Origin of the sequence: Bacillus sp. S2(2019) (assembly GCF_005144805.1) — a bacterium.
Taxonomy (GTDB): Bacteria; Bacillota; Bacilli; order Bacillales; family Bacillaceae; genus Bacillus; species Bacillus altitudinis.
In genome coordinates this window covers 458,940-485,229 of sequence record NZ_SWFL01000003.1, presented here as the reverse complement: position 1 = coordinate 485,229, position 26,290 = coordinate 458,940, and the positions used below count along the sequence as shown (strand labels likewise).

At 40.9% G+C, this 26,290-nt stretch carries 28 protein-coding genes; 7 read left to right on the top strand and 21 right to left on the bottom strand.

Features of this window, described 5'->3' with window-relative positions:
* Positions 1–151: 151 nt before the first annotated feature.
* The 4 genes from FBF75_RS12655 to FBF75_RS12640 all read right to left on the bottom strand — a co-directional run bounded on the left by FBF75_RS12655 (position 152) and on the right by FBF75_RS12640 (position 5,097).
* Positions 152–2,287: a peptidoglycan D,D-transpeptidase FtsI family protein gene (locus FBF75_RS12655; protein WP_039964027.1), complete on the bottom strand. Its 2,136-nt coding sequence runs from the start codon at positions 2,285–2,287 to the stop codon at positions 152–154.
* 122 nt (positions 2,288–2,409) lie between these two features.
* Positions 2,410–3,696: an MFS transporter gene (locus tag FBF75_RS12650; RefSeq protein ID WP_008342348.1), complete on the bottom strand. Its 1,287-nt coding sequence runs from the start codon at positions 3,694–3,696 to the stop codon at positions 2,410–2,412.
* A gap of 123 nt (positions 3,697–3,819) precedes the next feature.
* Positions 3,820–4,428, bottom strand: a complete 609-nt coding sequence (gene sodA / locus FBF75_RS12645) for a superoxide dismutase SodA (protein WP_007501264.1) — start codon at positions 4,426–4,428, stop codon at positions 3,820–3,822.
* 183 nt (positions 4,429–4,611) lie between these two features.
* Positions 4,612–5,097 (bottom strand): DUF456 domain-containing protein, encoded by a 486-nt coding sequence (locus FBF75_RS12640; RefSeq protein WP_007501265.1) that lies wholly within the window; start codon positions 5,095–5,097, stop codon positions 4,612–4,614.
* Between the two features lie 143 nt (positions 5,098–5,240).
* On the opposite strand from FBF75_RS12640, the gene FBF75_RS12635 reads away from it, so the two are divergent.
* Positions 5,241–5,993 carry a DUF1189 domain-containing protein gene (locus FBF75_RS12635; RefSeq protein ID WP_035390831.1) on the top strand — a complete coding sequence of 251 codons (753 nt, stop codon included), beginning with the start codon at positions 5,241–5,243 and terminating at the stop codon, positions 5,991–5,993.
* A gap of 39 nt (positions 5,994–6,032) precedes the next feature.
* On the opposite strand, the gene FBF75_RS12630 is transcribed toward FBF75_RS12635, so the two are convergent.
* Positions 6,033–6,578, bottom strand: coding sequence for a GNAT family N-acetyltransferase (locus FBF75_RS12630; protein ID WP_076822210.1), 546 nt, complete (start codon positions 6,576–6,578; stop codon positions 6,033–6,035).
* Positions 6,579–6,762: 184 nt separating this feature from the next.
* Between FBF75_RS12630 and FBF75_RS12625 the strand changes: the two genes are divergently transcribed.
* Both FBF75_RS12625 and ispG read left to right on the top strand, forming a co-directional pair.
* Positions 6,763–7,065, top strand: a complete 303-nt coding sequence (locus tag FBF75_RS12625; protein WP_052320616.1) for a hypothetical protein — start codon at positions 6,763–6,765, stop codon at positions 7,063–7,065.
* Positions 7,066–7,171: 106 nt separating this feature from the next.
* The gene (gene ispG / locus FBF75_RS12620; protein ID WP_008342357.1) at positions 7,172–8,287 is read left to right on the top strand and encodes a flavodoxin-dependent (E)-4-hydroxy-3-methylbut-2-enyl-diphosphate synthase; all 1,116 of its coding nucleotides are present in this window, start codon (positions 7,172–7,174) and stop codon (positions 8,285–8,287) included.
* 48 nt (positions 8,288–8,335) lie between these two features.
* Here the strand turns inward: ispG and FBF75_RS12615 are convergent, their stop codons facing one another.
* Positions 8,336–8,698, bottom strand: a complete 363-nt coding sequence (locus FBF75_RS12615) for a DUF308 domain-containing protein (protein WP_008342359.1) — start codon at positions 8,696–8,698, stop codon at positions 8,336–8,338.
* A gap of 139 nt (positions 8,699–8,837) precedes the next feature.
* Between FBF75_RS12615 and FBF75_RS12610 the strand changes: the two genes are divergently transcribed.
* Positions 8,838–9,416 carry a 5' nucleotidase, NT5C type gene (locus FBF75_RS12610; protein WP_025207634.1) on the top strand — a complete coding sequence of 193 codons (579 nt, stop codon included), beginning with the start codon at positions 8,838–8,840 and terminating at the stop codon, positions 9,414–9,416.
* Between the two features lie 24 nt (positions 9,417–9,440).
* Here the strand turns inward: FBF75_RS12610 and FBF75_RS12605 are convergent, their stop codons facing one another.
* The 5 genes from FBF75_RS12605 to FBF75_RS12585 all read right to left on the bottom strand — a co-directional run bounded on the left by FBF75_RS12605 (position 9,441) and on the right by FBF75_RS12585 (position 13,560).
* Positions 9,441–10,358: an ROK family protein gene (locus tag FBF75_RS12605; protein WP_136944808.1), complete on the bottom strand. Its 918-nt coding sequence runs from the start codon at positions 10,356–10,358 to the stop codon at positions 9,441–9,443.
* A 141-nt stretch (positions 10,359–10,499) separates the two neighbouring features.
* Positions 10,500–10,928, bottom strand: coding sequence for a zinc uptake transcriptional repressor Zur (gene zur, locus FBF75_RS12600; RefSeq protein ID WP_003217433.1), 429 nt, complete (start codon positions 10,926–10,928; stop codon positions 10,500–10,502).
* Entirely contained in the window at positions 10,906–11,766 is an 861-nt protein-coding gene (locus FBF75_RS12595; protein WP_007501274.1) for a metal ABC transporter permease, read from the bottom strand. Before FBF75_RS12595 ends, zur begins: the two co-directional genes overlap by 23 nt.
* Positions 11,766–12,542: a metal ABC transporter ATP-binding protein gene (locus FBF75_RS12590; RefSeq protein WP_008342368.1), complete on the bottom strand. Its 777-nt coding sequence runs from the start codon at positions 12,540–12,542 to the stop codon at positions 11,766–11,768. Before FBF75_RS12590 ends, FBF75_RS12595 begins: the two co-directional genes overlap by 1 nt.
* A 136-nt stretch (positions 12,543–12,678) precedes the next feature.
* Entirely contained in the window at positions 12,679–13,560 is an 882-nt protein-coding gene (locus FBF75_RS12585; protein ID WP_007501276.1) for a YitT family protein, read from the bottom strand.
* A 140-nt stretch (positions 13,561–13,700) separates the two neighbouring features.
* Here FBF75_RS12585 and FBF75_RS12580 point away from each other — a divergent pair, with 140 nt between their 5' ends.
* Entirely contained in the window at positions 13,701–13,955 is a 255-nt protein-coding gene (locus tag FBF75_RS12580; RefSeq protein WP_008342377.1) for a DUF2624 domain-containing protein, read from the top strand.
* A gap of 49 nt (positions 13,956–14,004) precedes the next feature.
* Here the strand turns inward: FBF75_RS12580 and FBF75_RS12575 are convergent, their stop codons facing one another.
* Both FBF75_RS12575 and FBF75_RS12570 read right to left on the bottom strand, forming a co-directional pair.
* Positions 14,005–14,898, bottom strand: a complete 894-nt coding sequence (locus FBF75_RS12575; protein WP_017358005.1) for a deoxyribonuclease IV — start codon at positions 14,896–14,898, stop codon at positions 14,005–14,007.
* 9 nt (positions 14,899–14,907) lie between these two features.
* The gene (locus tag FBF75_RS12570) at positions 14,908–16,227 is read right to left on the bottom strand and encodes a DEAD/DEAH box helicase (protein WP_024718822.1); all 1,320 of its coding nucleotides are present in this window, start codon (positions 16,225–16,227) and stop codon (positions 14,908–14,910) included.
* A 155-nt stretch (positions 16,228–16,382) separates the two neighbouring features.
* Between FBF75_RS12570 and vrrA the strand changes: the two genes are divergently transcribed.
* Positions 16,383–17,072: a VrrA/YqfQ family protein gene (gene vrrA, locus FBF75_RS12565; protein ID WP_136944807.1), complete on the top strand. Its 690-nt coding sequence runs from the start codon at positions 16,383–16,385 to the stop codon at positions 17,070–17,072.
* A gap of 156 nt (positions 17,073–17,228) precedes the next feature.
* A complete protein-coding gene (locus tag FBF75_RS12560; RefSeq protein ID WP_007501283.1) occupies positions 17,229–18,173 on the top strand; it encodes a 4-hydroxy-3-methylbut-2-enyl diphosphate reductase in 945 nt (314 codons plus the stop codon).
* A gap of 36 nt (positions 18,174–18,209) precedes the next feature.
* On the opposite strand, the gene FBF75_RS12555 is transcribed toward FBF75_RS12560, so the two are convergent.
* The 8 genes from FBF75_RS12555 to ccpN all read right to left on the bottom strand — a co-directional run bounded on the left by FBF75_RS12555 (position 18,210) and on the right by ccpN (position 26,257).
* A complete protein-coding gene (locus FBF75_RS12555) occupies positions 18,210–19,331 on the bottom strand; it encodes a Nif3-like dinuclear metal center hexameric protein (protein WP_048001530.1) in 1,122 nt (373 codons plus the stop codon).
* Entirely contained in the window at positions 19,324–20,040 is a 717-nt protein-coding gene (locus tag FBF75_RS12550) for a tRNA (adenine(22)-N(1))-methyltransferase (protein WP_136944806.1), read from the bottom strand. The genes FBF75_RS12555 and FBF75_RS12550 overlap by 8 nt, the downstream gene beginning before the upstream one ends.
* Positions 20,041–20,160: 120 nt before the next feature.
* A complete protein-coding gene (gene cccA / locus FBF75_RS12545; protein WP_008342390.1) occupies positions 20,161–20,520 on the bottom strand; it encodes a cytochrome c550 in 360 nt (119 codons plus the stop codon).
* Between the two features lie 301 nt (positions 20,521–20,821).
* Positions 20,822–21,943 (bottom strand): RNA polymerase sigma factor RpoD, encoded by a 1,122-nt coding sequence (gene rpoD, locus FBF75_RS12540; RefSeq protein ID WP_008342392.1) that lies wholly within the window; start codon positions 21,941–21,943, stop codon positions 20,822–20,824.
* Between the two features lie 203 nt (positions 21,944–22,146).
* Positions 22,147–23,976 carry a DNA primase gene (dnaG, locus tag FBF75_RS12535; protein ID WP_008342393.1) on the bottom strand — a complete coding sequence of 610 codons (1,830 nt, stop codon included), beginning with the start codon at positions 23,974–23,976 and terminating at the stop codon, positions 22,147–22,149.
* A 33-nt stretch (positions 23,977–24,009) separates the two neighbouring features.
* Entirely contained in the window at positions 24,010–24,510 is a 501-nt protein-coding gene (locus FBF75_RS12530) for a YaiI/YqxD family protein (protein ID WP_008342395.1), read from the bottom strand.
* Positions 24,511–24,771: 261 nt separating this feature from the next.
* Positions 24,772–25,593 (bottom strand): pyruvate, water dikinase regulatory protein, encoded by an 822-nt coding sequence (locus tag FBF75_RS12525; protein ID WP_008342399.1) that lies wholly within the window; start codon positions 25,591–25,593, stop codon positions 24,772–24,774.
* A 25-nt stretch (positions 25,594–25,618) separates the two neighbouring features.
* A complete protein-coding gene (ccpN, locus tag FBF75_RS12520) occupies positions 25,619–26,257 on the bottom strand; it encodes a transcriptional regulator CcpN (protein ID WP_024423017.1) in 639 nt (212 codons plus the stop codon).
* Positions 26,258–26,290: the final 33 nt, after the last annotated feature.

Here is a 26,290-nt window from a genome sequence, read left to right as displayed (position 1 = left end):
CGTTTAAATGGAATGTTAAGGTTTTGTAAATGTCGGAGATTTGTAGAGAAATTGCGGGGTTTTTTATGATTTTTGTCAATTTATATCGAAAAGTTTGAAGAAAATATAAAAAAACGCCCACAAAAAGTGAGCGTTTTTACCTAGAATAGGTCTAGTTATTTGTTTCTGCTTCATTTTCAATTTTGTTTTTGTTCTTCGCTTGTGTATCATTGCTTTCCTGTTTCGATTTCAGTTCAAAGTACTTGTCTAATACTTGTTCACCAATATCATTTGTAATCGGATAGCGCTGGTTGTAATCTTGATACACCCAAGGCACGACAACTGAAATCGCTACTTCTGGATTATCAGCAGGCGCATACGCAACAAGTGTTGTGTTATATGTTGGTGTGCCGCGTTTGCTTTTAATCGGGCCGTCATAGAATGATTGAGCGGTCCCTGTTTTGCCAGCTGGATTGTATTTTTTGTTGCCAAAGTTCGAATATGCTGTCCCTCTTGGGTTCTGCATCACAAGCTTGAATCCTTGCTGTACGCGTTTGATCTCATCACTTGTCATATCGAGCTTATTCAGTACATCCGGCTTGACGGACTCCGTTACAGCCCCAATGCCTCTTTGCGGATCTGGCTCTCTCACTTCTTTTACGAGCTGAGGACGTAAACGATAGCCGCCATTGGCAATCGTTGAAACGTATTGCGCCATTTGCAGCGGTGTAAACGTGTCATATTGTCCAATCGCATAGTCAAGTAACAGACCGGATTGTGTAGACGTTCCACGATAGCCAGTTGCTTCGTTTGGCAGGTCAATACCTGTCTCTACTCCAAGACCAAATTTACTAAAATTGTAACGGAACGTATCAAACGCCTTTGTATCAATTGGGAGCGGCTGATTCTTACGATATTCCCCTTTCCCAATTGCAATCGCTGTTTTAAACATATACACGTTTGATGAACGCTCTAGTGCGGTTAAATCATTAATGAGTCCCATATTTTGATAGGATTTTTTCGGCGGTGACTGAGCGATATAGAGCGGTTCATCGTATTGGGTGCTTCCAATATGAAGGACGCCTGTTTTATAACCTGTGAGCACAGTTGCCCCTTTTACTGCTGATCCCATCGCATATGATGATGTCATCGTTCCTAGTGCATAGTCATCAAATTTGTATGACCCATTCTTATTGGTAATCTGTTTACCCGCAATCGAGAGCACTTCCCCATTTCTCGGGTCCATCATGACAACAAACGCACGATCAAGAAGTTCTGTTCCGCCTCTTTGCTTCGCACTTTTCAAGTTCTTTTCGATGATTTTTTCCACCGCTTTTTGCAGCTGAATATCAATCGTCAGCACAAGGTCTTTCCCGCTCTTTCCTTCTGTTAACACTTTAGAGCTTGTGACATTGCCTTCTTTATCTGTTGTACTTTGTTCTTTTTCTTTTTGACCTTGCAGGACATCTTCATATTGATATTCAAGATAGCTTTTTCCTACACGATCATTTCGGCTGTAGCCGAGTGATAGATAATGTTCAAGCAGTGACGACGGAAGACCTTCATCACTTGAAGACACACTGCCGAGCATACTGCGGAGCAGTCCTTTATAAGGATAGCTGCGTGACCAGTCTGTTGTGACATCTACACCTGGCAGCTCGTCCAAATGCTCAGAGACGTAAGCAATTTCACTTGGTTTTACATCTTCATTTTTAATGAATTGAGGCGTAAGTGCATAGCCTGCATCCATTTGTCTTTTAATCGCAAGCACTTGCAAATCTTTTTTCGTCAGTTGATTTAATTCTTTGTCTGTGATGCGTTTCAGCTGGAGCTCGTATAGTTTATCATCAGAGACCTTATCGTCACCCTTTAAATCGGCTTCCTTTTGAACAAGCTTTTTCGCTTCATTCGGATGGGTTAAGATCCAGAAATCTTTTTTATCACGATCTGTGATTTTCTTCGTACTTACGTGAATCATATCCGCTAATTTTGTTGCCACTTTGAGCCGCTCTTCTTGTGAAGTCGTCGAGGTTCTCGTATATGTAATGGCATTTAGCGCTTTATTGCTGACAATCGTGTTATAGTTTCGATCATAAATTTTTCCGCGCGGAGCAGATGAGCTGACATTCACGTCTTCTTGTTTTTCTGCCTGCTTTTTATAATCTTCTCCATTCACAATTTGCACAAAACCGAGTCTGACCACAACACCGGTAAAAATAATGAACGCAGCTAAAAATAATAAATTCAGCCGGATCGGAAGTGTTTTGCGCCCTTCCTTCGCGTCTTTTTTGTTTTTCTTGTTTCTCATCACATCACCTTTTCTATCAAGAAAGAAATGGCACCCCTTTTTGTGTATAAAAGGTGCCATCATCATTTTAGCGGTTTTTCTATCATTTATCTAGAAATTTGATGTTCCATTGGTAAGAAATTTTACCTTTCTCCCTTCATAAGGTTCGTTTGAGAAACGGGCTTTTGACCGTCAGCCTCTTCTATATCAGCTGTTTTCTCTTTTAAATGAATGTCCTTTACAAAATAATAAATAAGGGTGTGCCCCGCTCCCAGTACGACAAGTGAAGCAGGAATCCCAAGCCGATCGCCCAGTAAGGTGACAGATAAAAGAAAAAAGACAATCGAACAAATACGCCCTGCATTTAAAAATAGTTCTCTGACGACAATATATTCAATTCGGGCTTTTCTTGCATATCTGGCATGACCGATGACATCGTAAGTTAAAGAGACATACGGAACAAGCAGAAGCGGGTAGCCGATCGCAATGGCTACAGCGTACATAAGCAGTGATACATAGGACAAGTGAAAGACGATTAAAAATAAAGCGCCGTATAAAATAAGCCCGCCAAACATAATCGCTTTTTTGCGCCATTTTTTCTTAATCAAACGAGTAGCAAAAAAATAGGCAAAAAAGGCAACACCTGAATTGACTAGACCAAATGTGCCTAAAGCAAGCTCACTGTTTGTTGCAATAAACACAAAGACACTGATTAAAAAGACAAACACGCCTTCACGGAGCCCCTGAAAAAAGTGAGCAGTTGTGATCTTACGCCAATTCTCGTCCGCATGGCGCTCTTTCCAAATTTGCTTAATGATAAATTTTCCTTTTGATTGTCTCCTCTTGAGGAAAAAACTCATCACAACCGCTAGTGAAAACAAAAAAAGCGATAAAGTGAAAATCACTGTATAGCCTGTATCATCCGTTAATTGAGAAATCACAATTCCTGCAATGAGCGGCCCGATCATACCGGCTGTAGAGGTAAGCACTCCTAAAAATCCATTAAAGAAATCCCTTGTTTCAGGTTCAGTAATCTCAAAAGTGAGCACGTTAAAGGCAAGCCAGTAAAAACCATAGCCGATTCCAAGCACACTGCCTAATAACACGAGCCGAGCTGCCGCTTGCTCTCCTGCCATGAGAACAATTAAGTAAAAAGCGGCTAAGAAGATGACACCGAAACGAAGGACAAATGCACGATCTATTTTTTTAGCGAGCCGTCCAGCAAATAAAAAGGTAATGGGCTGAAGGACAACAATTGCCAAGTTATAAATCGCAAGGTCTGTAAATCGCCCAGACTGTTTCCATAAATACACGTTCACAAACGTATTCGAAAGCGCAATCGCAAGTGCGTATAATCCGCCAATCGTGAGGAGGAGCAATAAATCTCTTGTGACATCCATGTCCCCGAACATTTTCTTTAATCTGCTCATATCATTCATTCTCCTTTTCTACACAATAGTCTGTCTCATCAAAAGGCAGATATGTAAAAAAAGGAGGGAAAATATAAAAAGACCCGCTCTCAGAGAGAAGCAGGCCTTTTCAAATCAAATCATTTATTTAGCTTCGCTGTAAAGGCGAGCCACTTCATCCCAGTTCACAACATTCCAGAATGCTGAAATGTAATCAGGACGACGGTTTTGGTAGTTTAGGTAGTAAGCATGCTCCCAAACGTCTAGTCCTAGGATTGGTGTCTTTCCTTCAGTTAAAGGAGAATCTTGGTTTGGTGTGCTTGTGATTTCAAGTTTGCCATTGTTCACAACAAGCCATGCCCAACCAGAACCAAAGCGTCCTGCAGCTGCTGCAGCGAAATCAGATTTGAATTTTTCAAATCCGCCTAATTCTTTTTCGATCGCATCTGCAAGTTCACCAGTTGGTGCGCCGCCACCGTTTGGTGAAAGAAGCGTCCAGAATAATGAGTGGTTCGCATGTCCTCCGCCATTGTTACGTACAGCTGTACGAATGTTTTCAGGCACAGAGTTCAAGTTAGCCACTAGCTCTTCAATTGATTGATCTTCAAGAGCTGATACACCTTCGATTGCTTTGTTTAAGTTTGTTACATAAGTGTTATGGTGTTTTGTGTGGTGAATCGTCATTGTTTCCTTGTCGATATGTGGTTCTAATGCATCGTAAGCATATGGTAATTCTGGAAGTTTAAAAGCCATGGTTAAATTCCTCCTTAGAAATGTATGTACTGAAATGCTTCCTTAGTAAGCAAGCAATTCACCCTAATCAAAGAGTATCAAAAGAAACGGCTTGTTTCAACGTTATTGCTCATGATCTGAAACATTTCAGTGTTTATTTTGTATTTAACCCTTCAGAAAGAGTGTTAAACACCGATTTTCCATTTAGCGAAGCACATAAAACAAAAAGATTCCCAGCATCAGTGCTTGAATCAACCCTTTTGCAAATACGCCTGACACAAAACCAATTAATGAGCCAAGCCCAACTTTCACACTTGTCTTCAGATCTTTTTGATGAACGAGCAGCTCTGCGATGACACTGCCGATAAATGGACCAATGATAATTCCAGCAATCGGAATCACAAAAGGACCGGCTAAAAGCCCAATGGTACTTCCCCAAATGGCCGCCCGGCTGCCGCCAAAGCGTTTCACCCCAATCAGATTGGAGACATAATCCGCGGCAAATAACACAGCTGTAAACATGGCTTGAATGAGCCAAAAGGTGAGCGTCAATTTCTCAAAGCTAAAAAAGAGCCCATATAAAATAAACCCAAGAACCATGAAAACCACACTAGGAATGATTGGATAGACAAGTCCCACAAACGCAATGATAAATGCACAGCCGATCAAAATCCAATACAGCACGTCCAATCCGCAGCCGCCTCCTTTTTATATGCTGTATACATTATGCCTCATTCCTTCTATCTTAACCAGCAATGAAGGCCGTACTTGTACTGGATGGATAGACATTGATACAATGTGAGAAATAGAAAAGAATGTAGGAAGTGAATCGGTTGAACGTATTTAGTTTATTGTTAAAAGGAATTTATTCACCAAAAGATATTGCCAGAGCACGTTTTACTGGGATTGGAAAGGCTATTTTATTCATCTTTATCCTTTCGATCATCGCAGCTGTCCCCCAGGGCTATCATATGAGCAAAGAGATTTCAAATGCGATGTCAGGATTTCAGCATGTGATAAAAAAAGATTTACCCGACTTTTCCATTGAAAAAGGAACGCTTCAAGCGGATCAAAGCACGCCGATCGAAAAAGAAGAAAACGGCATCACGATTATTTTTGATCCCGCTGAAAAAATAAAATCAAGTGAGCTTGAATCAAAACAAACAGCCATTGCGTTATTGAAAGAAAAAGCAGTGATTGCCATTGACGGACAAATGACAGATATTCCATACCAGCTGCTTGGCGGAACACTCACAAAAGATGAACTTGCCAGCGTCACAAACCAGAATCAAGCGATCATTATCCCTGTCATTTGTGTCCTGCTGTACCTATCTACTGCTGCTCTCATGTTCATCAGCGCAACATTCCTAGCCATGCTTGGTACATTTATTAAACGAATGCAGCAAAAAGAGCTGTCCTTTCAAATGCTTTGGAAGCTCTCTGCCTATTCACTCACATTAACAACCGTCTTTTTCGCCATCATGAGTGCATTAAACACGCCAGTTGCGAACTCATTTTTATTAAATTGGGTGATTAACTTTATTTTCTTATATCTTGTCGTTAAAGAAATACCTGCAAAAAAATAAGCTCCCTCATTTCGGGGAGCTTTTTTATTTGTTTTGACCCTATGACTCATCTGGATGGATGATCGCAAACAAATAGTGATCCTCCCACTTATCATTGATCTTTACTTTTTTACGATGAAGTCCCTCATTTTCAAACCCTGTCTTCTCAAGCACACGAATGGAACCAATGTTAGATGGTTTTACGCCAGCCTCAATACGGTGAAGGTACAGTTCATAAAAGGCATAATCGATAATCAAACGAATCGCCTCTGTCATATACCCCTTCCCGCCTTGCCTTTCATCAAGCACATATCCAAGCAATGCCCCTTGAATCGGTCCTCTTTCAACAGAATGGAGTGAGATCGTTCCAATTAATGCATCTGTTTCATTTAAGAAAATACCGTGCATATAGGCTTCATCTTTTGCACGCCTTTGCATACCGCGGTTAATCCGTTCCTTTTGACGAGGTACAGTAAAAAAATCATCCTGAACCAAAGGTGTAAATTGCTGAAAATAGGTGCGATTCTCTCGTTCAAGTGTTAATAGAGCTTCTGCATCACTTTCTGTTAGTGTTCTTACATATATATTCTGACTGATTTTCTTCATATACTCTCCCCCTTTTTTTATTTTATCATAATAAAGAAAGCGCTTCGGCTTATCAAAGATTTTTCCGATTACAAGTCATACTAGAACTCACTAGAACCACCCTTCCTAGCTTTTTCACTCTTTTTGTTCTATCAACTCAGGGACAAACATACACTGAAGTAAACTCTTAAAAGCGGTGAGTAAAATGCGGCGAATTATTTTTTTACTAGTCAGTTTGTTTGTCCTCTTTATTATCTTTTTTGATTTGAAAAATGGAACGATCCCCGTTCAGGAAGGCCCTGCTGTTCCCGCCAGCGCCTTTCAAACAGCTGATAAACAGGCATATAAAACTGTCACTGTTAAACAAGGTCAAACCGTCGTCTCTATCGTACATACAAGTAAGCCATTAGATGAAGTGATCGAAGACTTTGAAGCACTGAATCAAGGCGTCAAAGCGAACGAAATTCGGGCAGGCAGCACATACAAGTTTCCGGTCTATAAGAGATAAAACGTTAATTCCTTGTCATTCATACGAAGAGACTGTTACAATATGAGATGTAAAACACGTCGTACACTGCAAACGAATTGCATGTACACTAAGGAGCGATTGACAAGTGAGTGAAGTCACACATCGTACAAAAACGCGTCCCGTCAAAGTGGGACCTTTAACTATAGGTGGAAACAATGAAGTCGTCATTCAAAGTATGGCGACAACCAAAACACATGATGTCGAAGCGACAGTAGCTGAAATTAAACGTTTAGAAGAAGCTGGCTGTCAAATCGTGCGTGTCGCATGCCCAGATGAGCGTGCAGCAAATGCGATTGCGGACATTAAAAAACAAATCAACATTCCCCTTGTTGTCGACATTCATTTTGACTACAAGCTTGCACTGAAAGCGATTGAAGCAGGTGCAGACAAAATTCGTATCAACCCAGGAAACATCGGAAGACGAGAAAAAGTCGAAGCTGTTGTGAAAGCTGCAAAAGAAAAAGGCATTCCAATTCGTATTGGGGTAAACGCCGGTTCGCTCGAGAAAAAGATTCTTGATAAATACGGCTATCCAACAGCAGATGGTATGGTTGAAAGTGCACTGCATCACATTAAAATTTTAGAAGACCTAGACTTTCATGACATCATTGTCAGTATGAAAGCATCTGATGTAAACCTTGCGATTGAGGCATACGAAAAAGCGGCAAAAGCCTTTGATTATCCTCTTCATCTTGGGATTACAGAATCAGGTACGTTATTTGCAGGTACTGTCAAAAGTGCAGCTGGTCTTGGCGCAATCTTGAATATGGGGATTGGTAACACACTCCGTATTTCATTAAGTGCTGACCCGGTCGAAGAGGTCAAAGTGGCACGTGAATTATTAAAATCATTTGGTCTTGCATCAAATGCAGCAACACTCATCTCTTGTCCAACTTGTGGACGAATTGAAATTGACCTCATTAGCATTGCAAATGAAGTCGAAGAATATATTTCTAAAATTAAAGCACCAATTAAAGTTGCTGTTCTCGGATGTGCTGTAAACGGTCCGGGTGAAGCGCGTGAAGCTGATATCGGCATCGCTGGTGCTAGAGGTGAAGGCCTCTTATTCCGCAAAGGTGAAATTGTTCGGAAAGTACCAGAAGAAACAATGGTCGAAGAACTGAAAAAAGAAATCGATAAAATCGCTGAAGAACATTATGCGAAAATGGAAGCTGAAAAAGCAAAACAAGCGAACGCATAACAAAGAACGCCTGACATCACTGTCAGGCGTTTTTCTGTTCCTGTCCTGTTAAAAGAACGGGGTGATAAAGATGCCGAGGATGACGGAAACGATTCCGATCCCGATTGACCATGCGCCAAGCGCATGTGCTCCTTTTCTTCTTGCAATATAACCAACGACGATTGCCGCTACGCCTAATAGCACCGGCAAGACAAATAGTGAGATAATCGCGATCGCGAGTGCTGTATAGCCTATCCCCTTACTGCCTGAATCGTCACCTACATGGTCACGTTCTCTTCTGTCTTCACGATCTCTCGATGCTTGATATGGCTCTGCAATTTCAGCAGCTGTTTCCTCTAAATAGCCATCATCATTACTAAAGTGTGTGTCGATTTCACGATCATTTCTTCTGAAATCTTCGTCTCTTTCCATGATCAATTCCCCCTTTTGGTTAGTAGAAAGGAGCTTTTTTAGTATGAGCAAAAATGTCTGTTTCATGTTTGCTAAAACTTGCTGGAAATGTGAATTGATTATGTTACACTTTAAGAGGATAAATATGAGGAGTGTGGGCATGTTACGTTTAGGAATTGATATCGATGGCACAGTCACGGCGCAGGACACCTTTGTCCCCTACTTAAATGAGTCGTTTCAATGTGACATCACACTAGATGATATGACGGAATATGATTTGACGAAGCTTTTAAAGATTTCAAATGAAGAATTTTGGGGCTGGATGAATGAGTATGAGCCTCTTATTTATAAACAGGCAAAGCCTGCCGAGGGTGCAAAAGAAATCCTCAATCAAATGAAACATCATCATCAATTGATTTATATCACAGCCAGAAGGCAGCATCACTCAGACATCACCTACAAATGGTTTGAGGAGAATCATGTCCATTATGACGACATCGAGCTTGTTGGCGGACATCATAAGGTGGCAGCTGTTCAAAAACATAAGATCGATGTGTTTTTTGAAGATCACCATGGCAATGCCACAATGATTGCAAAAGAAGCTGACATTCCAGTGATTCTGTTTAACTCACCGTATAATCAAATGCCAATTGATGAACGGATCATTCGGGTTAATAACTGGCAAGAAGCATCCCAATGGATCAAACAGTATGAAAAGCGTCTGCAAACTGCTTACTAAAACAGATTAAAAGCCGATACGTTTTTAATGTATCGGCTTTTGGATTGTACGATGATGTCCTTCTTTTATTAAAAAATGGTAAAGTGCACCCATCATACCTGCCTGATTGAAGTAATAGCACGTTTCCAGTGTCACCTGTATGTTTTTCCATGCATGCAAAGTATGTAAATGTTTTTCAATGTTTGGAATCAAATCGGGCCTTGCACTCACGCCCCCGCCAATGAGGATTTTCTCTGGATTGAGAACTGTTGCCACATTGTAAATGCCAATTGCGATTCGCTTGTACCACTGATCGATCATCTTCTCAATGGCCGGATCTTGCTTGGCTTTTTCAAAGATTTCTTGACCGTCGATTTGCTGACTTTGTGGAATGCCCTGCTGCTCTTTGTAACTTCGTATCAATCCAGCTGTCGAAGCACTGCTGTTGAGTGTGGTAAACTGACCATTTTCTGTTTCTGTCAGCATCATGCCAAATTCACCGCCGCGAAAAGAGGCACCGCGCACAAGCTCGCCACCAGCAAAAATACCACCGCCGACACCAGTCCCAAGCGTCATACATATAAAGCTGTCACACTCTTTCGCATGACCACTAAATTTTTCAGCCAGAGCTGCACAGTTCGCATCATTTTCTACTTCTACACGAAGTGATGTTTTTTCTTCCAAAAGCGTTTTGACATTTTGGCCATTTAAAGCAATAATCGCTCCTGCAAATTCCGTATAACCCGTTTGACTGTCAACAAACCCCGGAAGACTCATCGCAATCCCTTTGATATCCCAAGTCCTTTGATACTCTTTCACCACGTTCTCCATGTCCTCTAAAAACGGCTCAAGCTGCCGGCAGTTTGTTTCGTAGTCGCCGCTCGTGATCAGCTCACCATGTCGATCCATGACCCCATGCTTTGTTTTTGTCCCGCCTACATCGAATACGATATAATACGCCACTTTTGACCCCTCCCCCTATTTCTAAAGACTCAAATCTGCTTCTATAGATGATCTGTTGTTCTCATTTTAATGAAACAGCTATCCTTTGTAAAACGTTTTCAACATGACAAAACAAAAAGCCAGCCCATCGGCTGGCTTCTTTCATGAATGAACTTCCTTCGGTTCGCAAGAAGGACACGTTCCGTAAATTTCAAATTTATGTCCGCTAATGTGATAATCCTCTAGATCAGCATCAAGCTTGTCCATAGGGCAAGCGTCGATTTCCTTTGTTTTACCGCATGTCAAACAAATAAAGTGGTGATGATGATGGGAAAACGAACATTTAAAACGAAACAGTTTCTCCCCTGATAATTCCGTTGTCTCTAATATCCCAAGATCTTCATATAAAGACAGGTTTCGATAAATCGTATCAAAACTAAGCCCTGGGTAATCTTCACTTAAAGCTGTTAATACATTTTTAGCGGTCAAGTATTTATCAGAATCAGAAAACAATTGAAGCATATCTTCACGTTTGCTTGTATATTTATAGCCTTTTTCCTTTAATAAATCAAGCGCTTCTTGTACGTTCATGATGATTCCCCCTTCTGAATTTCCCAATACTAATACACCCGATTAAAATCAAGATAGACAGCATCACAATGGTTCCACCCGGCGCTAAATCAAGATAATAACTTAAAATCAAGCCGACCATGACAGACAATTCCCCAAATAAGATGGAAAGGAAAATCGCCTGTTTAAACCCTTTGGCAATCCGAATACTTGCCGCAACAGGCAGTGTCATGAGTGCCGACACTAGGAGTGTACCGACAATACGCATCGATGCTGCGATGACAAGTGCAACAACTAAAATAAAAATAAAATGAATCCACTTCGCTGAAATACCAGAAGCCTTCGCATGTTCTTCATCAAAAGAAAGCAAAAACAATTCTTTATACAAGAGCACAACCACTAATACAACGACAAGTGAGATTCCAACAATAATCCAAAGATCGAGTCTTGAAACCGCACTGACACTTCCGAACAAATAACTGAACAAATCTGTATTAAAACCATTTGCAAGTGAAATGAAAATAACAGAGATCCCAATACCACCTGATAAAATAATGGGAATCGCCAGCTCCTGATAATGTTTATACACAGAGCGCAGACGTTCAATAAACAACGAGCCAGCCACAGAAAAAGCCATTCCTAAGTAAAGCGGGCTAACCCCTGTCAAAAGTCCAAACTTTTTATCAAGGAATAAACTTGCCGCTATCCCAGCAAGTGATACGTGACTAAGCGCATCTGCGATGAGAGAGAGCCTTCTCACGACAATAAATACACCAAGTAAGGGCGCAATAAAGCCGATCAGCATCCCTGCGATAAACGCATTTTGTAAAAATTCATAATGAAAAAATGGAAATAGCATTATTCATGTCCCCCATGATGGTGATGATCGTGATGAATCACTTGAATGTCATGCCCGTAAAACTGAGAAAGCGCCTGATCATCCATCGAATCAAACGTTTCCGCATCTCCATGAAAATGAAGTGTCTGATTTAAACAAGCCACATGCGTGACTTTGTCAGAAACGGTTCCTACATCATGTGTAACGAGAATTAAAGACATTCCTTTTTCTTTGTTCAATGTTTCTAACAGCTGATAAAAGCCTTCTACTGTTCTTTGGTCTACACCCACAGTCGGCTCATCTAAAATAAGCAGCTTCGGCTGACTGACGAGTGCACGGGCAATAAATGTACGCTGCTGCTGACCGCCTGAAAGCTCACCAATGTTTTGGTGTTTTAAGTCCTGTATGCCAACTGAGCGGATGGCCTCATCTACTTGAAGCTTATCCTGCTTACTCATGCGTTTGAATAAACCAATCTTCGCCGTTAAACCACTTGCCACGACCTCGTATACAGAAGCAGGAAACCCTGTATTAAAGCTATTTGCCTTTTGAGAAACAAATCCAATTTGATCCCAGTCTTTAAATTTTTGAGCAGGTGTGCCAAACAGCTTCAATTCTCCCTGCTGGGGTTTAATCAAGCCAAGCAGGCATTTTAATAAGGTTGTTTTACCAGATCCATTCGGTCCAACAAGTGCTAGAAAGTTTCCTTCCTCTACCGTTAAATGAATGTGATCGATGACATTTCGCTGTCCATATGAATACGAAATGTCCTTCATTTCAATAATTGGCTTTGCCATAAATCTTTCCACCTTTAATCCAATATAAAAAGAATGATTACGATTTATACAACAAAAAGAAAATGGCAAAAGCCATTTTCTTTGTCCATACATACATTTCATTATATAAAAGAAAGATAAAAAAGTAAAATAAAAGCTAATGAATGGCTGTTTTGAATTTACCGCCTTTTGTTTCATGCGTATCCATAATCGTAATAAAGGCTTGACCATCAATTTCAAACACGATAGATTTCAGTTTCGTAATTTCAAGTCTTGTCACGACGGCGTAAATGACATCTTTTTCTTCATCAGTATAACCGCCTTTTCCTCTAAGCTTGGTGGTTCCCCTGCCGAGACGATGAAGGATCGCATCTGAAATTTCATCATAATAATCCGAAACGATAATGACAGCTTTTGTTTCATCTAGTCCTTGAATGACAGCATCAATTGTTTTCATTGCCAAATAATATGTCATGACAGAATACATAGCCTGCTCCGGTCCGAAGACAAAGCCTGCCCAAATAAAAATGAACACATTGACGATCATGACAAACTCACCGACGGAGAAAGGAATTTTTTTCGTCAGAAGAATTCCTAAGATTTCCGTTCCGTCCATTGAGCCTCCATTCCGTATCACAAGCCCAACGCCAAACCCGAGTAACAGCCCTCCAAATACAGTAGCTAAAATCGGCTGCGTCGTAAATGCTTCTACATGATGGAGTGAAGATTCAATCACGGCCAAGCTGACAATCCCAATCACAGTGGAAATCAAGAAGGTTTTCCCAATATGTTTGTATCCTGATATCATAAATGGAATATTTAAAATGACAACAATCGTAGCAAAATTAATGAATGGGTTATCCGTAAAAAGATAATCCAAAATAAGCGAAATACCGATGATGCCTCCATCAATAATATTGTTTGGCACTAAAAATAATTCAATGCTGACTGCTGCACATGCAGCTCCTACTAGAATCAGAAAAATTCTCAAAATAAAATGAGGCACTGATTCCTTTTTATGCTGTTTACTATTTGCCATACGTTCTCCCTTCTACACATGTTTAGTTTTCAATGAACATTTTATTCACTTTACTATTTTATCATTTCACAGAGTAAAATAAAATTTTTTGCACATTTTCCGTTTTCGCCCATACATTGATACAGAGGGGAGGAATGGAATTGATTTTAATTCAAAAAATTGTGTTGCAGCGTCTGAATCAGATCACAGCAAATGACTTGTTAAGGTATGCGAAACAGTATGGGGTCAGTTTAACATCCAATCAGGCTGCTGAGGTCGCCAAACTCATGAATGGGAAAAACGTCAATATTTTTAACGATGCAGAGCGCAACCGGCTGCTTAAGCAAGTGGAAGCGATTACGTCTAAACAAACTGCACAGACCGTCAACGATCTGTTTAATCAGTTCACAAATTAGGCAAAAAAGGGCCGCATTTAGCGGCACCTCATCACATTGCATGCACTTTTTATTGACCCGTAATCTTATCTAGTAAACCTTCATCAAATTGCTTTTCTTTCAGCATCGCAATTTCGAATTTATAAGGTGGTTTCTTGTTCTTTTTATCTTCACCTACATAAGGCGTTTCTAGAATCTTCGGCACATCTTGAAGCTGTGGATGATGAACGATATAGCTCAGGGCATCAAAACCAATTTCTCCAAAACCGATATTTTCATGTCGGTCTTTTCTTGCGCCTTGTACATTTTTACTATCATTAATATGAAGAACTTTGATTCGGTCGATCCCGACAATTCGATCAAATTCTTCTAATACTCCATCAAAATCACTCACAATGGGATAACCAGCATCGTGCGTGTGACACGTATCAAAGCAAACAGAAAGTGCTTCGTTATGTGTCACACCGTCAATAATTTGGGCAAGCTCTTCAAAGCTTCTTCCGCACTCTGATCCTTTTCCCGCCATTGTTTCCAGCGCAATTTGAACCTCCTGCCCCTTCACAATGACTTCATTGAGACCTTCAATGATTTTTTGAATTCCAGCATCTGCACCTGCTCCGACATGCGCACCTGGATGAAGAACAATTTGTCTTGCACCTAGCGCTTCTGTACGCTCTATCTCAGAGCGAAGGAAGTCCACTCCAAGCTCAAATGTCGCTGGATTCACTGTGTTCCCAATATTGATAATATACGGTGCATGAACGACGATATCTGTCATACCATGCTCTTTCATATGCGCTTGTCCAGCTTCAATATTGAGATCTTCAATTTTTTTACGGCGCGTATTTTGCGGTGCACCTGTATAAATCATAAAAGTATTTGAACCATAAGAGGCAGCTTCCTCACTCGCTGCAAGAAGCATATGTTTTCCGCTCATGGATACATGTGATCCAATCTTCAACAATGTGTCCCCCTACTTTCCGTTACGCTTTGACTTTCTACGTTCTTGTCTTTTGATCTTATCCATCTCACGTGTCATTTTCTTTTTATATCCAGGTTTGACGGCTTTCGGTTTTCTGACAAGGCGTTTTGCTTTTTCTTCAATTTCATTTGGTGCTTTTTTACGTCTTTGACGCTTCAAACGATCATCTGCATCTCGCCATTCGCCATGAACAATCGTTTTGTTTTCAAACACAACACCCATTTTTTCAATTTGAACGAGTGCATCCTCATCAGCGAGATCATAAATGGTCATTGCAATGCCAGATGAACCAGCGCGAGCCGTTCTTCCCACACGGTGAACATAAAAATCAAGATCGGATGGGAGCTCATAGTTAATCACGTGGCTGACGCCCTTAATATCAATCCCGCGGGCAGCAAGATCAGATGCCACAATATATGTGAACTCCAAATCTTCAATTTGTTTCATCACTTTTTTACGTTCACGAGGCGTTAAACCACCATGAAGTACCCCAATTTTCATTCCTTTTTCCTGTAGGAATGAGGCAATTTCATCAACAGTTGATTTCGTATTCGCAAAGATGATCCCTAAATAAGGCTGTACATTCGTCACCATTTCATGAAGTAATTTTAATTTATCTCGTTGTTTAGATGGAACTAAAATATGCTGAATGTTTTCAGCCGTAATGCGTTTCGGTTCAACATGTGCATATTTCGGATTATCCATATATTTTTTGAGGAAAGGTTTTAATTTTTCTGGAATAGTTGCTGAGAACACGAGCATTTGCAACTGTTCTGGCATTTGTGAGCCAATACGATCCACATCTTCTAAAAAGCCCATATCTAGCATAAGGTCTGCTTCATCAATGACAAGAGATGTTGCTTTGTACACATTCAGCGCTTGCTCATGAATAAGATCAGCAATACGTCCAGGAGTGCCGACCACTAAGTGCGGCTGATTCTTTAGCTTTTGAATGGATTTCTGCTTGTCTGTTCCGCCAATGTAAAGCTTTGCCTTGATTTCTTCTTCTGGAGGCGTATTTTTTAAGATCGTTTGTGCTTCTTTAAAAATTTGATTCGCTAATTCTCGTGTTGGTGCAGTAATGACCACTTGTACTTGCTCTTTGCTTGGATCAATTGAATGAATAAGCGGCAATAAATACGCATGGGTTTTTCCTGTTCCTGTTTGAGACTGCCCAATCACACTTTCACCTTTTAAAACAGCAGGGATAATTCTTTTTTGAATATCAGTCGGCTCATAAAAGCCCAGTTCATGAATAGCATCTATAATAAAAGACTTTAATTCATATGTCGTAAATTTCGTTTCTTTCATGTTTTCACTCCTTAAGGCAATGCCTTTTTGCTCATCTCCTCATTATAGCTGATTTTCAGCAAAAAAACCATGTCCGCTTTTCTCACAGGAAACCAAATGATACTTCCCTGCATAACCTATGAAGAGAAAGAGAATGCAGTAAGGGAGGTACAAGTATGTTAGGGCAAAGGCCTATGGGCGATTTTCAGCCGCATCGCCCCTCACGCCGGCACCTTGGAAATGGCGGACAGCCCGGGATTTTTCAACGGAGACAGCAGGCTCCGATCGAACAGCCTTTTCAAGGGCAAGGCAACCAATTTCAACAAATGATGCCTCGCTCTCCGTCTGTACAAGGCGGCGGTCTACGCGGGATGGGTGGCATTCCTGGAGGCGAAAGCCGTGCACTAGGCGGCGGAGCCGGAATTAAGGGCATGCTGGCAAAATTTCTTCCTGGATCTGGAGGTGGTGCGGGATTACAAGGAATCCAGAGCTTCGCAAACCCTGCGAACCTTTCAAGCATGTTAGGAAATGTTCAAAAAGTACTCGGAATGGCGCAGCAATTCACGCCTATGATTCAGCAATATGGTCCTTTAGTCAGAAATTTGCCTGCCATGATTAAACTCTATAGCCAGCTTGGCAGTGCGGATGATGATGAAACAAATACGAATGATGCAGACGAAGAACCAAAAGAAATCACTGCAGAAACAGACGTTCCGCACGAACCGGTTGATGATGAAATAGAAGAAGGAAAAGAAGAAGAACCAGAGGACATCCTTGTCAAAAAAGGGACTGTACACACATCAACTGCTCCTGAAGTAAAACCGAAAAAAAGATCGGGCAGTTCCATTCCGAAACTATATGTCTAGTGACCTTTTAAAGGCGAAGTGTTTCCCATGTATAACAATCTTTGATATATGCGCTTACTTTGGCTATAATGAAGGAAGAGAATGATCAAAAGCCGTTTTTCACGGCTTTTTATATTGTTCTTCTCTAGCAGCACTTCCCTACAGGAGGACGAATAAATGAATGTAATTAAAATTTCGCCGCGTGGCTATTGCTATGGCGTTGTAGATGCAATGGTCATTGCTAAAAATGCCGCACTTGATAAAAACTTGCCACGCCCAATTTATATATTAGGTATGATTGTGCACAACAAACATGTCACAGATGCCTTCGAAGAAGATGGAATTTACACACTGGACGGACCAAACCGTCTGGATATTTTAAAGCAGGTTGAAAGTGGTACAGTCATTTTCACCGCTCACGGCGTATCTCCTGAAGTCCGTCAAATTGCAGAAGAAAAAGGCCTTGTCGCCATTGATGCGACCTGTCCAGATGTCACGAAAACACATGAACTCATTTCAGAAAAAACAGCTGATGGATATGACATTATTTATATCGGGAAAAAGGGGCACCCTGAGCCAGAAGGAGCCGTCGGTGTTGCACCTGACAAAGTCCACCTTGTTGAAACAGAAGCTGATATTAAAGCGCTCGATTTAACGTCAGATAAACTGCTCATCACCAATCAGACGACAATGTCTCAGTGGGATGTTCATGATCTGATGGAGCTCATTAAAGAAAAATATCCTCACGTCGAGTACCATCAAGAAATCTGCCTTGCGACACAGGTACGTCAGGAAGCTGTGTCACAGCAAGCAGGCCAAGCCGATCTGACCATTGTGGTCGGCGATCCAAAAAGCAATAACTCAAATCGTCTGGCGCAAGTGTCAATGGAGATTGCAGGAACGCAGGCTTACCGAATTGGTGATCTCAGTGAGCTAAAGCTTGAATGGCTCCAAGGGGTAAAAACCGTTGCCGTTACTGCAGGTGCTTCCACACCAACACCTATTACAAAAGAAGTCATTCGTTTCTTAGAAAACTACGAACCTGATGATGAATCAACATGGAAAATTGAACGGACGGTTCCTCTTTCTAAGATATTACCTCGCGTGAAAACAAAGAAATAAAAAAACGTCAGAGCTGCTATGCTCTGACGTTTTTGCTTACACAAATTGAAACGGGTTTGTGTTTGATTCTGATACAAAGAATTGCACATCATATTTTTTATCTGTACATAGCGATTCTAACTTTGTCTTTACGCCCTCTTTCATGATCTTTTCTGCGTAATGACCTGGGTCCACTACATTCAGTCCGAGCATCATGGCATCGTGAGCGACATGGAAATAAAGGTCGCCAGTCACGTACACATCTGCACCCATTCTTTTCGCTTGATGAATATATTTATTTCCGTCTCCTCCAAGCACAGCTACTTTTTTCACGACCGCTTCCTGATCTCCTACAAAACGCGCTCCATTCACATCTAACTTCGTTTTCACAAATTGAGTGAAGTCTTTAAGTGTCATAGGTTCTTTTAATTCTCCAATACGCCCAAGGCCTTTTTGAATAGGAGGAAGATCTGTCGTGTGTACACTGTAAGCCACTTCTTCATAAGGGTGTGCTTTGATCATTTCACGAATCACTTGTTTTTCAATACTCGCTGGGAAAATGGTTTCGATTCGTACTTCTTTCACAAATTCCAATTTACCCGTCTCACCAATAAATGGCACAGCTTCTTCTGATGGCAGAAAACTGCCTGTCCCTTCATTTGAAAAAGCGCAATGACTGTAGTTGCCAATATGGCCAGCTCCCGCATTTCCTAAAGCCGTCCTGATGGCCTCTTCAAATTCCACTGGAACATACAAGGCTAGCTGCTTAATTGGATCTTCGTATGTTGGAACTAGCACTTTTGTTTCCCCGAGCTCTAAAGCCTCTGCAAGCAAGTCATTGACTCCTCCATCAGCCACATCCAGGTTTGTATGTGCTACATACACCGCAATATCATGTTTGATGCATTTCTCAATGATCCGTCCTGCCGGCTGATCTGTCGCCACATGTTTTAATGGACGGAAAATTGGCGGATGGTGGGCAATAATGAGATCCACCTTCCGCTCAATTGCCTCATCTACCACATTTTCTAATACATCTAAGGTGATCATGACATTGGTCACTTTTTTATTCAGCGTTCCAATCTGGAGCCCGATTTTATCACCTTCCACCGCATATGCCTTTGGTGAGAATTGCTCAAATAATTGGATGATTTCATGCCCGTTCACTGTTTTAGCCAACAGTCAAAACCTCCTTTAGCATTTTTATTTTCGCATTCAGCTCTTTCAGACGTTCTTTGTTCTCTTCCGTCGGCGCTGCTTGTTGAATCTGGCCTTCTATATGCTCCATGTGCTGAAGCTCATTCATCCATTTGCGCCGGAAGACATCATTTTGCTCTTTGGCGAGAAACGGACCAACGAGCATGCCTTTTTCAATCGACATGCCTTCATAGGCTTTATCTTTGTCGCCAGTTTTGGCAATGATGATTTCGTATATTTTGCCATCCTCTTCTAAAATCACTTCATCCATCAGTTCATACCCCTCTTGATAGAGCCATAAACGAATATGGTGGGCATGAATATTAGGCTGAAGAATAAGCCTCTCCTGTCCTGTGAGCTTGTGTTTACCTTCATTTAGAATGCTTGCTATGAGTGCTCCGCCCATCCCTGCAATCGTGACAGCATTTACCTCGCCTTTTTCAATCACTTCAAGGCCATTTCCTTTTCTGACTGAAATCTGCTCATCTAATTCAAGCCTATGTACTTGCTGCTTCGCAGATTGAAGTGGTCCATCAGTAATTTCACCAGCAATGGCTTTCAATGCTTTATGATGTAATATCGCATAACATGGCAAATAGGCATGATCTGAGCCAATATCAGCAAAGACCGCCTCTTTTGGTAAAAAGTCTGCGACTCTTTTTAATCGTTTTGACAAATTCATTTCATTCATCCATATCACTACTTTTCTTTAATGTTCATACTTGTCTATCTTATATAAATTATGGACTTTTTAAAAGTCGTTTTCAAATGAAAAAAGCTCTTCTGATGAAAAAGAGCTTTTTGCGCTTTATTATTTAATTTTGGATACCCATTCTGACATTTCATCGAGCTTTTCATTCGGAATTAGCCCGCCCGGCATCCCATTTCCGCCTTCTTGAATTTTCTTCTTGATGTCTGCTACTTCAAGCTTGTCGCCAACACCTTTTAATGCAGGACCAGCGCCACCTTCGTAGTTTTCCCCATGACAGCTAATACAGTTCTGCTTATACAATTCTTCCGGCGTTGCATTTGCGGTCTCTTCTTGCTTTTGCTCTTTGCCCCCAGAGGCAATTTTGTCTTCATCTTTCAGCCCCTTCATTGATAAGAAAAAAGTGAGTCCAATACCTAAAATGGCAATCAATAAGAATGGTATAAGTGGATTCCGTTTCATTTCTTTCATCCTCCCCTTTGTGAAAAACCCCTTTGAGACTATGCAAACAATTCTAATTCTACTTTAATTTTACAAAAAGTAAACGAATTATGATACAAAACTTTGGTCAAGTTCACAGATTAGACAAAAATGATTCAAAATGAGAAAAGAAGCCTTCAGCACATTTAGATGTATTTTTTATACATCTTTTCTCTAAGAACGTTGCAAATTCATTTGTTATTCAGTAAAATATAATCAGATCAAAAAAGCGTTTTCATTTTGATGAAGAAAGAACGGATCTCTCTCAAGATCCGTCCGGTTTCTATTCTAAGAAGTCTTTTAATCGTTTACTTCTGCTTGGGTGTCTTAATTTACGAAGAGCTTTCGCTTCAATTTGGCGAATACGCTCTCTTGTTACGCCAAACACCTTTCCTACCTCTTCTAATGTGCGTGTTCTTCCGTCATCTAGTCCGAAACGCAGTCTCAGCACATTTTCTTCACGGTCCGTTAGCGTATCTAATACATCTTCAAGCTGCTCTTTTAAGAGCTCATAGGCAGCATGGTCTGATGGAGAAGTCGCCTCTTGGTCTTCGATAAAATCACCAAGATGCGAGTCATCTTCCTCACCAATAGGTGTTTCTAAAGATACTGGCTCTTGCGCAATTTTAAGAATTTCTCTTACTTTCTCTGGTGTTAAATCCATGTCTTCCGCAATTTCTTCTGGCGTTGGTTCTCTACCTAGATCTTGTAGAAGCTGTCTTTGAACACGGATTAATTTATTAATGGTTTCCACCATATGAACCGGGATCCGGATTGTTCTCGCCTGATCGGCAATCGCACGTGTGATCGCCTGTCTAATCCACCAAGTCGCATATGTTGAGAATTTGTATCCTTTGCGGTAATCAAACTTCTCAACCGCCTTCATGAGCCCCATGTTTCCTTCTTGAATCAAGTCAAGGAACAGCATACCACGACCAACATAACGTTTCGCAATGCTGACAACGAGACGAAGGTTCGCTTCCGCTAATCTTCTTTTTGATTCCTCATCGCCTTCTTCAATCTTTTGAGCATACGTAATCTCTTCTTTAGCAGATAGCAAATTGACGCGCCCGATCTCTTTTAAGTACATACGAACAGGATCATTAATTTTGACACCTGGTGGTACGCTTAAATCATTCAGGTCAAATTCCTCTTCTGCCTTAGCCAGCTGCTGAACATTTGGGTCTTCAGTCTCTTCATTTTCACTGATGAGTTCTACACCCTGTTCGCCTAAGTATTCATAGTATTCATCCATCTGGTCTGATTCAATTTCAAAGCTAGACATACGCTCTGCAATTTCTTCGTATGTTAAAACGCCCCGTTTTTTACCCGTTTCAGTGAGCTTATCTCTCACCTGTTCAAAGGTTAATTCAGTTTCAGTTTCGTGGGCTTGTTTATCAGCCATTATGGATCCCTCCTTCCAAAGCTTGCAACGAATTCTAAAGTAACTTGCGATTTGCTTCTGCTCTGCCTTTCTCTCTCTATCAAACAGAATGAGCAAATAGGAATAAAATAAATAATGATGAAGGCAAGATGCTTGCGGTCTTATGCTCCTCCCATTAAAGGATTCATTGCCAGCCGTAAGTCTTGTCATAAATAGTAGACGTATTACTTCAGCGAACGGTTCAACTGAATAATTTCTTTTGCAAGTGTTGCCGCTTTGAAGAAATCTTTTTGCCTCTCCGCTTCTGCACGTTCTAGTTCTTTTTCCTTTATCATTGACAAATTCCGATGATTCAACACTTTTTTTACATAATCACTTAATTCAGCTTCACTTAGTTCGTCTCCAACTTGAATCATGAAAATATCCGTCAGGAGCTGATTGATCACATCATCTTCTATACGGTTCATCAGATGCTGCGGGGTCGGCTCCTTGCCTTCTTCATACAATGCATAAATGTATGTTGCCAGCGCTCTGTGCGAATCTATATTAAATTCAAACCCTATCCTATCAAGCACTTTTCGGATCACGTCATCATTTTTTAACATATGTGCAAGGAGCATTCGCTCTGCGTTTTCATATGCCGGCCTTAGACGTTTTCGTCTTACCTGTGTTGACAGATGTGCACGCCGCTTTTCAAGTCCATTTTCTTCTTGCGAGCTCTTGGCCTCTTGTCGCTGCTGCTTTTCAAAAAGCTCCAATTGCTCCTTTAATGAGTCAAGTGAAATGGAGAACTCCCCAGCCAGCTGCTTCATGTAAATCTCTTGTTCCAAGGAACCGTTTAATCGGCTAATTTCTCGGAGAACCTGCTTCATGTAAGTCAGGCGGTCTCCTTCGTCAGACAAATTCTTTCCTCTTCGGAAAAAGTTCATCTTAAATGTCATTAATGTCACACTTGCATCTATGATGTCATTCCTAAATTTCTCGCCGCCATATTTACGAATGTAATCATCTGGATCAAGTCCATCTGGTATCATGGCAACGCGAACTTTACATCCTCTTTTTCCAAGCAAATCTGATGCTTTCATGGTCGCTTCATACCCGGCCGTGTCAGAGTCATAACACAAAATGATCTCTTCTACGTTCCGCCTAAGAAGCTTTACGTGCTCTTCTGTTAAAGACGTACCCATTGTTGCAACACTTTCGCCAACACCACTTGTGACAGCCGAGATGACGTCAGCAAATCCTTCGAAAAGGACTGCACGTTCGCGTTTTCTAATATGCATACGCGCGTCATGAAAGTGATAAAGCAGCTTACTTTTATGAAAAAGTGGCGTTTCAGGACTATTCATATACTTTGGCTGCTGATCACCAAGTGATCTTCCAGAAAAAGCGACGACCGTCCCGTGATGATCATGAATTGGAAACATGACACGATCTCTAAAGCGGTCAAAAAAACCTGTGCCGTTTTCTCGTTGAATCAAAAGACCAGCCTTCTCCATCATCGCAGGATCAAACCCTCGTTTTTCTAAAAACTTGGTCACGAAATCCCACGAGTCGAGAGCATACCCGATCTCAAACTTGGCAATTGTTTCATCCGTAAAGCCCCTGGACCTTAAATAATCGAGTGCGTTTTGACCTTCCTTTGTATTTACCAGCAAATGGTGGTAAAATTTCTTAAGAAGCTCATGCGCCTCAATCATTTTATGATCTGCTGTATCCTCTTGCTGTGAGGAACTGATCTGCGCATTCGCTACATGATCCGGCAAATCAATATGGTACTTATCAGCAACATGTGAAACGGCTTCAATAAATGAGTAGCCTTCCATTTGTCTGAGGAACGAAAATACATTGCCTCCTGCACCACAGCCAAAACAATGGAAGATTTGCTTATCTGCTGAAACAGAGAATGAAGGAGTATTTTCACCATGGAATGGACAAAGACCGAAGTAATTCCGACCTTGTTTTCTAAGCTGTACGTATTCTCCAATCACTTCGACAATGTCTGCGTTTTTTTGGATTTGCTCCAAAAGTTCATCTGGTATACGTTTGCTCATCCTAATAACACTCCGTCGTACATTATTCGCCTTTTAATTCAAAAATCCTTCATGATTCGACAGGATTTTTTGTAGTTGGGCAATAAATCGCTTTTTATCCTCTTCTAAAAGCTTTTTGGGACCTTTTCCGTATACACCTTTTCTTCGCTGTTTACTGGAAACATGCCTGCGTTCCAAATCAAAATCAATTGTTTCGTTTGTGTACATTCGTCCTCTTTCAGACAGAACAATGACTTGTCTTGGAAGCAGTAAGGAGGCCAGACCAATATCCTGGGTGACAACAATATCGTGCTTGACAGCTAAGTTCGCAATGACTAAATCTGCTGCTTCCTTATGTGTATCAACAAACCGCCAATCTTCAAGTGGTGATCGTTTGGTTTGAAAATGCTCATATGAAGCAATGAAAGTCACAGGCACTTGAAATTGAGATGCGACAGAAAGGATTTCGTCTTTTACAGGACAAGCATCTGCATCGACATAAATCGTCCTTTCTTTTTTACGTTCATTCAGGTGACTAATTCTCCATCCCTCCACCTTATTCCTGCTTTAGAGAAGCAAAAAGACCATACTTTTCCCCCATAAAGCAATCAACAGTAAAACTCATTTTGTCGAAAAGTTATGTTCAGAATCACTTGACTTCTGCCAATATTAGTTTATTCGTTCTTGACTTAACTTAAACCTAAAATCAATCATTTTATCACAATTTTTTATTATAATACAAATGCAGCAAATATGCTATTGTTTTTGTTTACCCGTTTCCCACCATAGGAAAAACCCAGGAGGAGCATCCTGAGTTTATTCGGAACCTCTTTTGGTCAGCATTTGATGAATGACATTTGCTGTCTCCTCAACTGCTTTATTCGATACATCAACAACTTGACAGTTAATGCGGTCAACCACTTTTTCAAAATATTCTAGTTCCTCTTTAATCCGCTCGATATTCGCATAAATGGCACGGTCATTTAAACCGAGTGATTTTAAACGTTCTTTACGGATATGATTTAGTTTATCTGGACTAATTTTCAGGCCGATGCATTTTTTTGGATCAACTGAGAATAACTCCTCTGGCGGATCAACTTCAGGAACAATCGGAACGTTTGCTACCTTCAAGCGTTTATGTGCTAAGTATTGAGAAAGTGGTGTCTTAGACGTACGCGATACACCAATCAGCACAATATCAGCCTTTAGAATACCTCTTGGGTCCCGGCCATCATCATATTTCACAGCGAACTCAATGGCTTCTACCTTTTTAAAATAGTCCTCATCTAATTGACGTACACGACCTGGCTCATGTTTCGCTTCATTTCCATATGCCGTCTCCATTTTATCAATAAGTGGACCGATAATGTCATAGTACACGACGCCATTCGCTTCTGCTTCTTCTATTAAGAATTGGCGCATTTCTGGCACAACAAGAGTAAAGCAAACGATCCCATTATCTGCTTTCGCCAATGAAATCACTTCTTTAATCGTACCGACATCCTCTACATATGGGATTCTTCTAATATTTGAATGGTCGGATGAGCCGCCATCAAATTGGCTAAGTGCCGCTTTGACCACGAGCTCTGCCGTTTCTCCTACTGAATCTGATACAACAAAAATTACGCGATTACTCATAACATCCCCTCGCAGTCTTCTGTAATTAGATAATTTCGTTCTCTGATAAGCTAACAAGTATTTTCGTCATGTTTGTTTTCGTAATTCTGCCGACCACTTCAAAGCCTTTATCCGTATCTTTTATAACAGGAAGTGCATCTATTTGCTTTTCAATCAAGTGCTTGGCCACATCCATAATAAAATCTTCTTTGCGGCAAACGGTAATGTTCGGCATTCTTGTCATAATAATATGGACAGGTATAGATGGAAGCTCTTGTTTCCCAATACTTGCTCGAAGGAGGTCTTTTCTTGATAACACGCCTGTTAAAATAGAGTGATCGTCCACAACGAATAATGTGCCCACATCCTCTAAAAACATCGTACAAATCGCATCATAAACCGAAACATTCTCGTGTATCACGACCGGAATGGACTGAAAATCTTTCACTTGAAGTTTTTTCAGCTTATCTGCCAGAAGCTGCGTGCCTGTTTTGCCTGTAAAAAAGTAGCCGACCCTTGGTCTTGCTTCTAAAAAGCCAGACATCGTTAAAATGGCTAAATCCGGTCTGAGGGTAGCCCTTGTTAAGTTCAGCCGATCGGCGATATGCTCTCCAGTGATCGGACCATTCTCTTTGACAATCTGTAAAATCTGCTCTTGCCGTTTATTTAACTCGATTGTACTCACCACCTTTAAATAGAGAGAGCGAATCCTTACTTT

Excerpts from the sequence above, each read along its gene's own strand:
- FBF75_RS12595 (WP_007501274.1), bottom strand. The coding sequence starts at position 11,766 with ATGCTATTTCCATTTTTTCATTATGAATTTTTACAAAATGCGTTTATC.
- FBF75_RS12560 (WP_007501283.1), top strand. The coding sequence starts at position 17,229 with ATGAATGTAATTAAAATTTCGCCGCGTGGCTATTGCTATGGCGTTGTA.
- cccA (WP_008342390.1), bottom strand. The coding sequence starts at position 20,520 with ATGAAACGGAATCCACTTATACCATTCTTATTGATTGCCATTTTAGGT.
- zur (WP_003217433.1), bottom strand. The coding sequence starts at position 10,928 with ATGAACGTACAAGAAGCGCTTGATTTATTAAAGGAAAAAGGCTATAAA.
- FBF75_RS12590 (WP_008342368.1), bottom strand. The coding sequence starts at position 12,542 with ATGGCAAAGCCAATTATTGAAATGAAGGACATTTCGTATTCATATGGA.
- FBF75_RS12610 (WP_025207634.1), top strand. The coding sequence starts at position 8,838 with ATGTTACGTTTAGGAATTGATATCGATGGCACAGTCACGGCGCAGGAC.
- vrrA (WP_136944807.1), top strand. The coding sequence starts at position 16,383 with ATGTTAGGGCAAAGGCCTATGGGCGATTTTCAGCCGCATCGCCCCTCA.
- FBF75_RS12655 (WP_039964027.1), bottom strand. The coding sequence starts at position 2,287 with ATGAGAAACAAGAAAAACAAAAAAGACGCGAAGGAAGGGCGCAAAACA.
- FBF75_RS12525 (WP_008342399.1), bottom strand. The coding sequence starts at position 25,593 with ATGAGTAATCGCGTAATTTTTGTTGTATCAGATTCAGTAGGAGAAACG.
- FBF75_RS12615 (WP_008342359.1), bottom strand. The coding sequence starts at position 8,698 with ATGGAAAGAGACGAAGATTTCAGAAGAAATGATCGTGAAATCGACACA.
- FBF75_RS12650 (WP_008342348.1), bottom strand. The coding sequence starts at position 3,696 with ATGAGCAGATTAAAGAAAATGTTCGGGGACATGGATGTCACAAGAGAT.
- FBF75_RS12570 (WP_024718822.1), bottom strand. The coding sequence starts at position 16,227 with ATGAAAGAAACGAAATTTACGACATATGAATTAAAGTCTTTTATTATA.
- rpoD (WP_008342392.1), bottom strand. The coding sequence starts at position 21,943 with ATGGCTGATAAACAAGCCCACGAAACTGAAACTGAATTAACCTTTGAA.
- sodA (WP_007501264.1), bottom strand. The coding sequence starts at position 4,428 with ATGGCTTTTAAACTTCCAGAATTACCATATGCTTACGATGCATTAGAA.
- FBF75_RS12630 (WP_076822210.1), bottom strand. The coding sequence starts at position 6,578 with ATGAAGAAAATCAGTCAGAATATATATGTAAGAACACTAACAGAAAGT.
- FBF75_RS12585 (WP_007501276.1), bottom strand. The coding sequence starts at position 13,560 with ATGGCAAATAGTAAACAGCATAAAAAGGAATCAGTGCCTCATTTTATT.
- FBF75_RS12625 (WP_052320616.1), top strand. The coding sequence starts at position 6,763 with ATGCGGCGAATTATTTTTTTACTAGTCAGTTTGTTTGTCCTCTTTATT.
- dnaG (WP_008342393.1), bottom strand. The coding sequence starts at position 23,976 with ATGAGCAAACGTATACCAGATGAACTTTTGGAGCAAATCCAAAAAAAC.
- FBF75_RS12550 (WP_136944806.1), bottom strand. The coding sequence starts at position 20,040 with ATGAATGAAATGAATTTGTCAAAACGATTAAAAAGAGTCGCAGACTTT.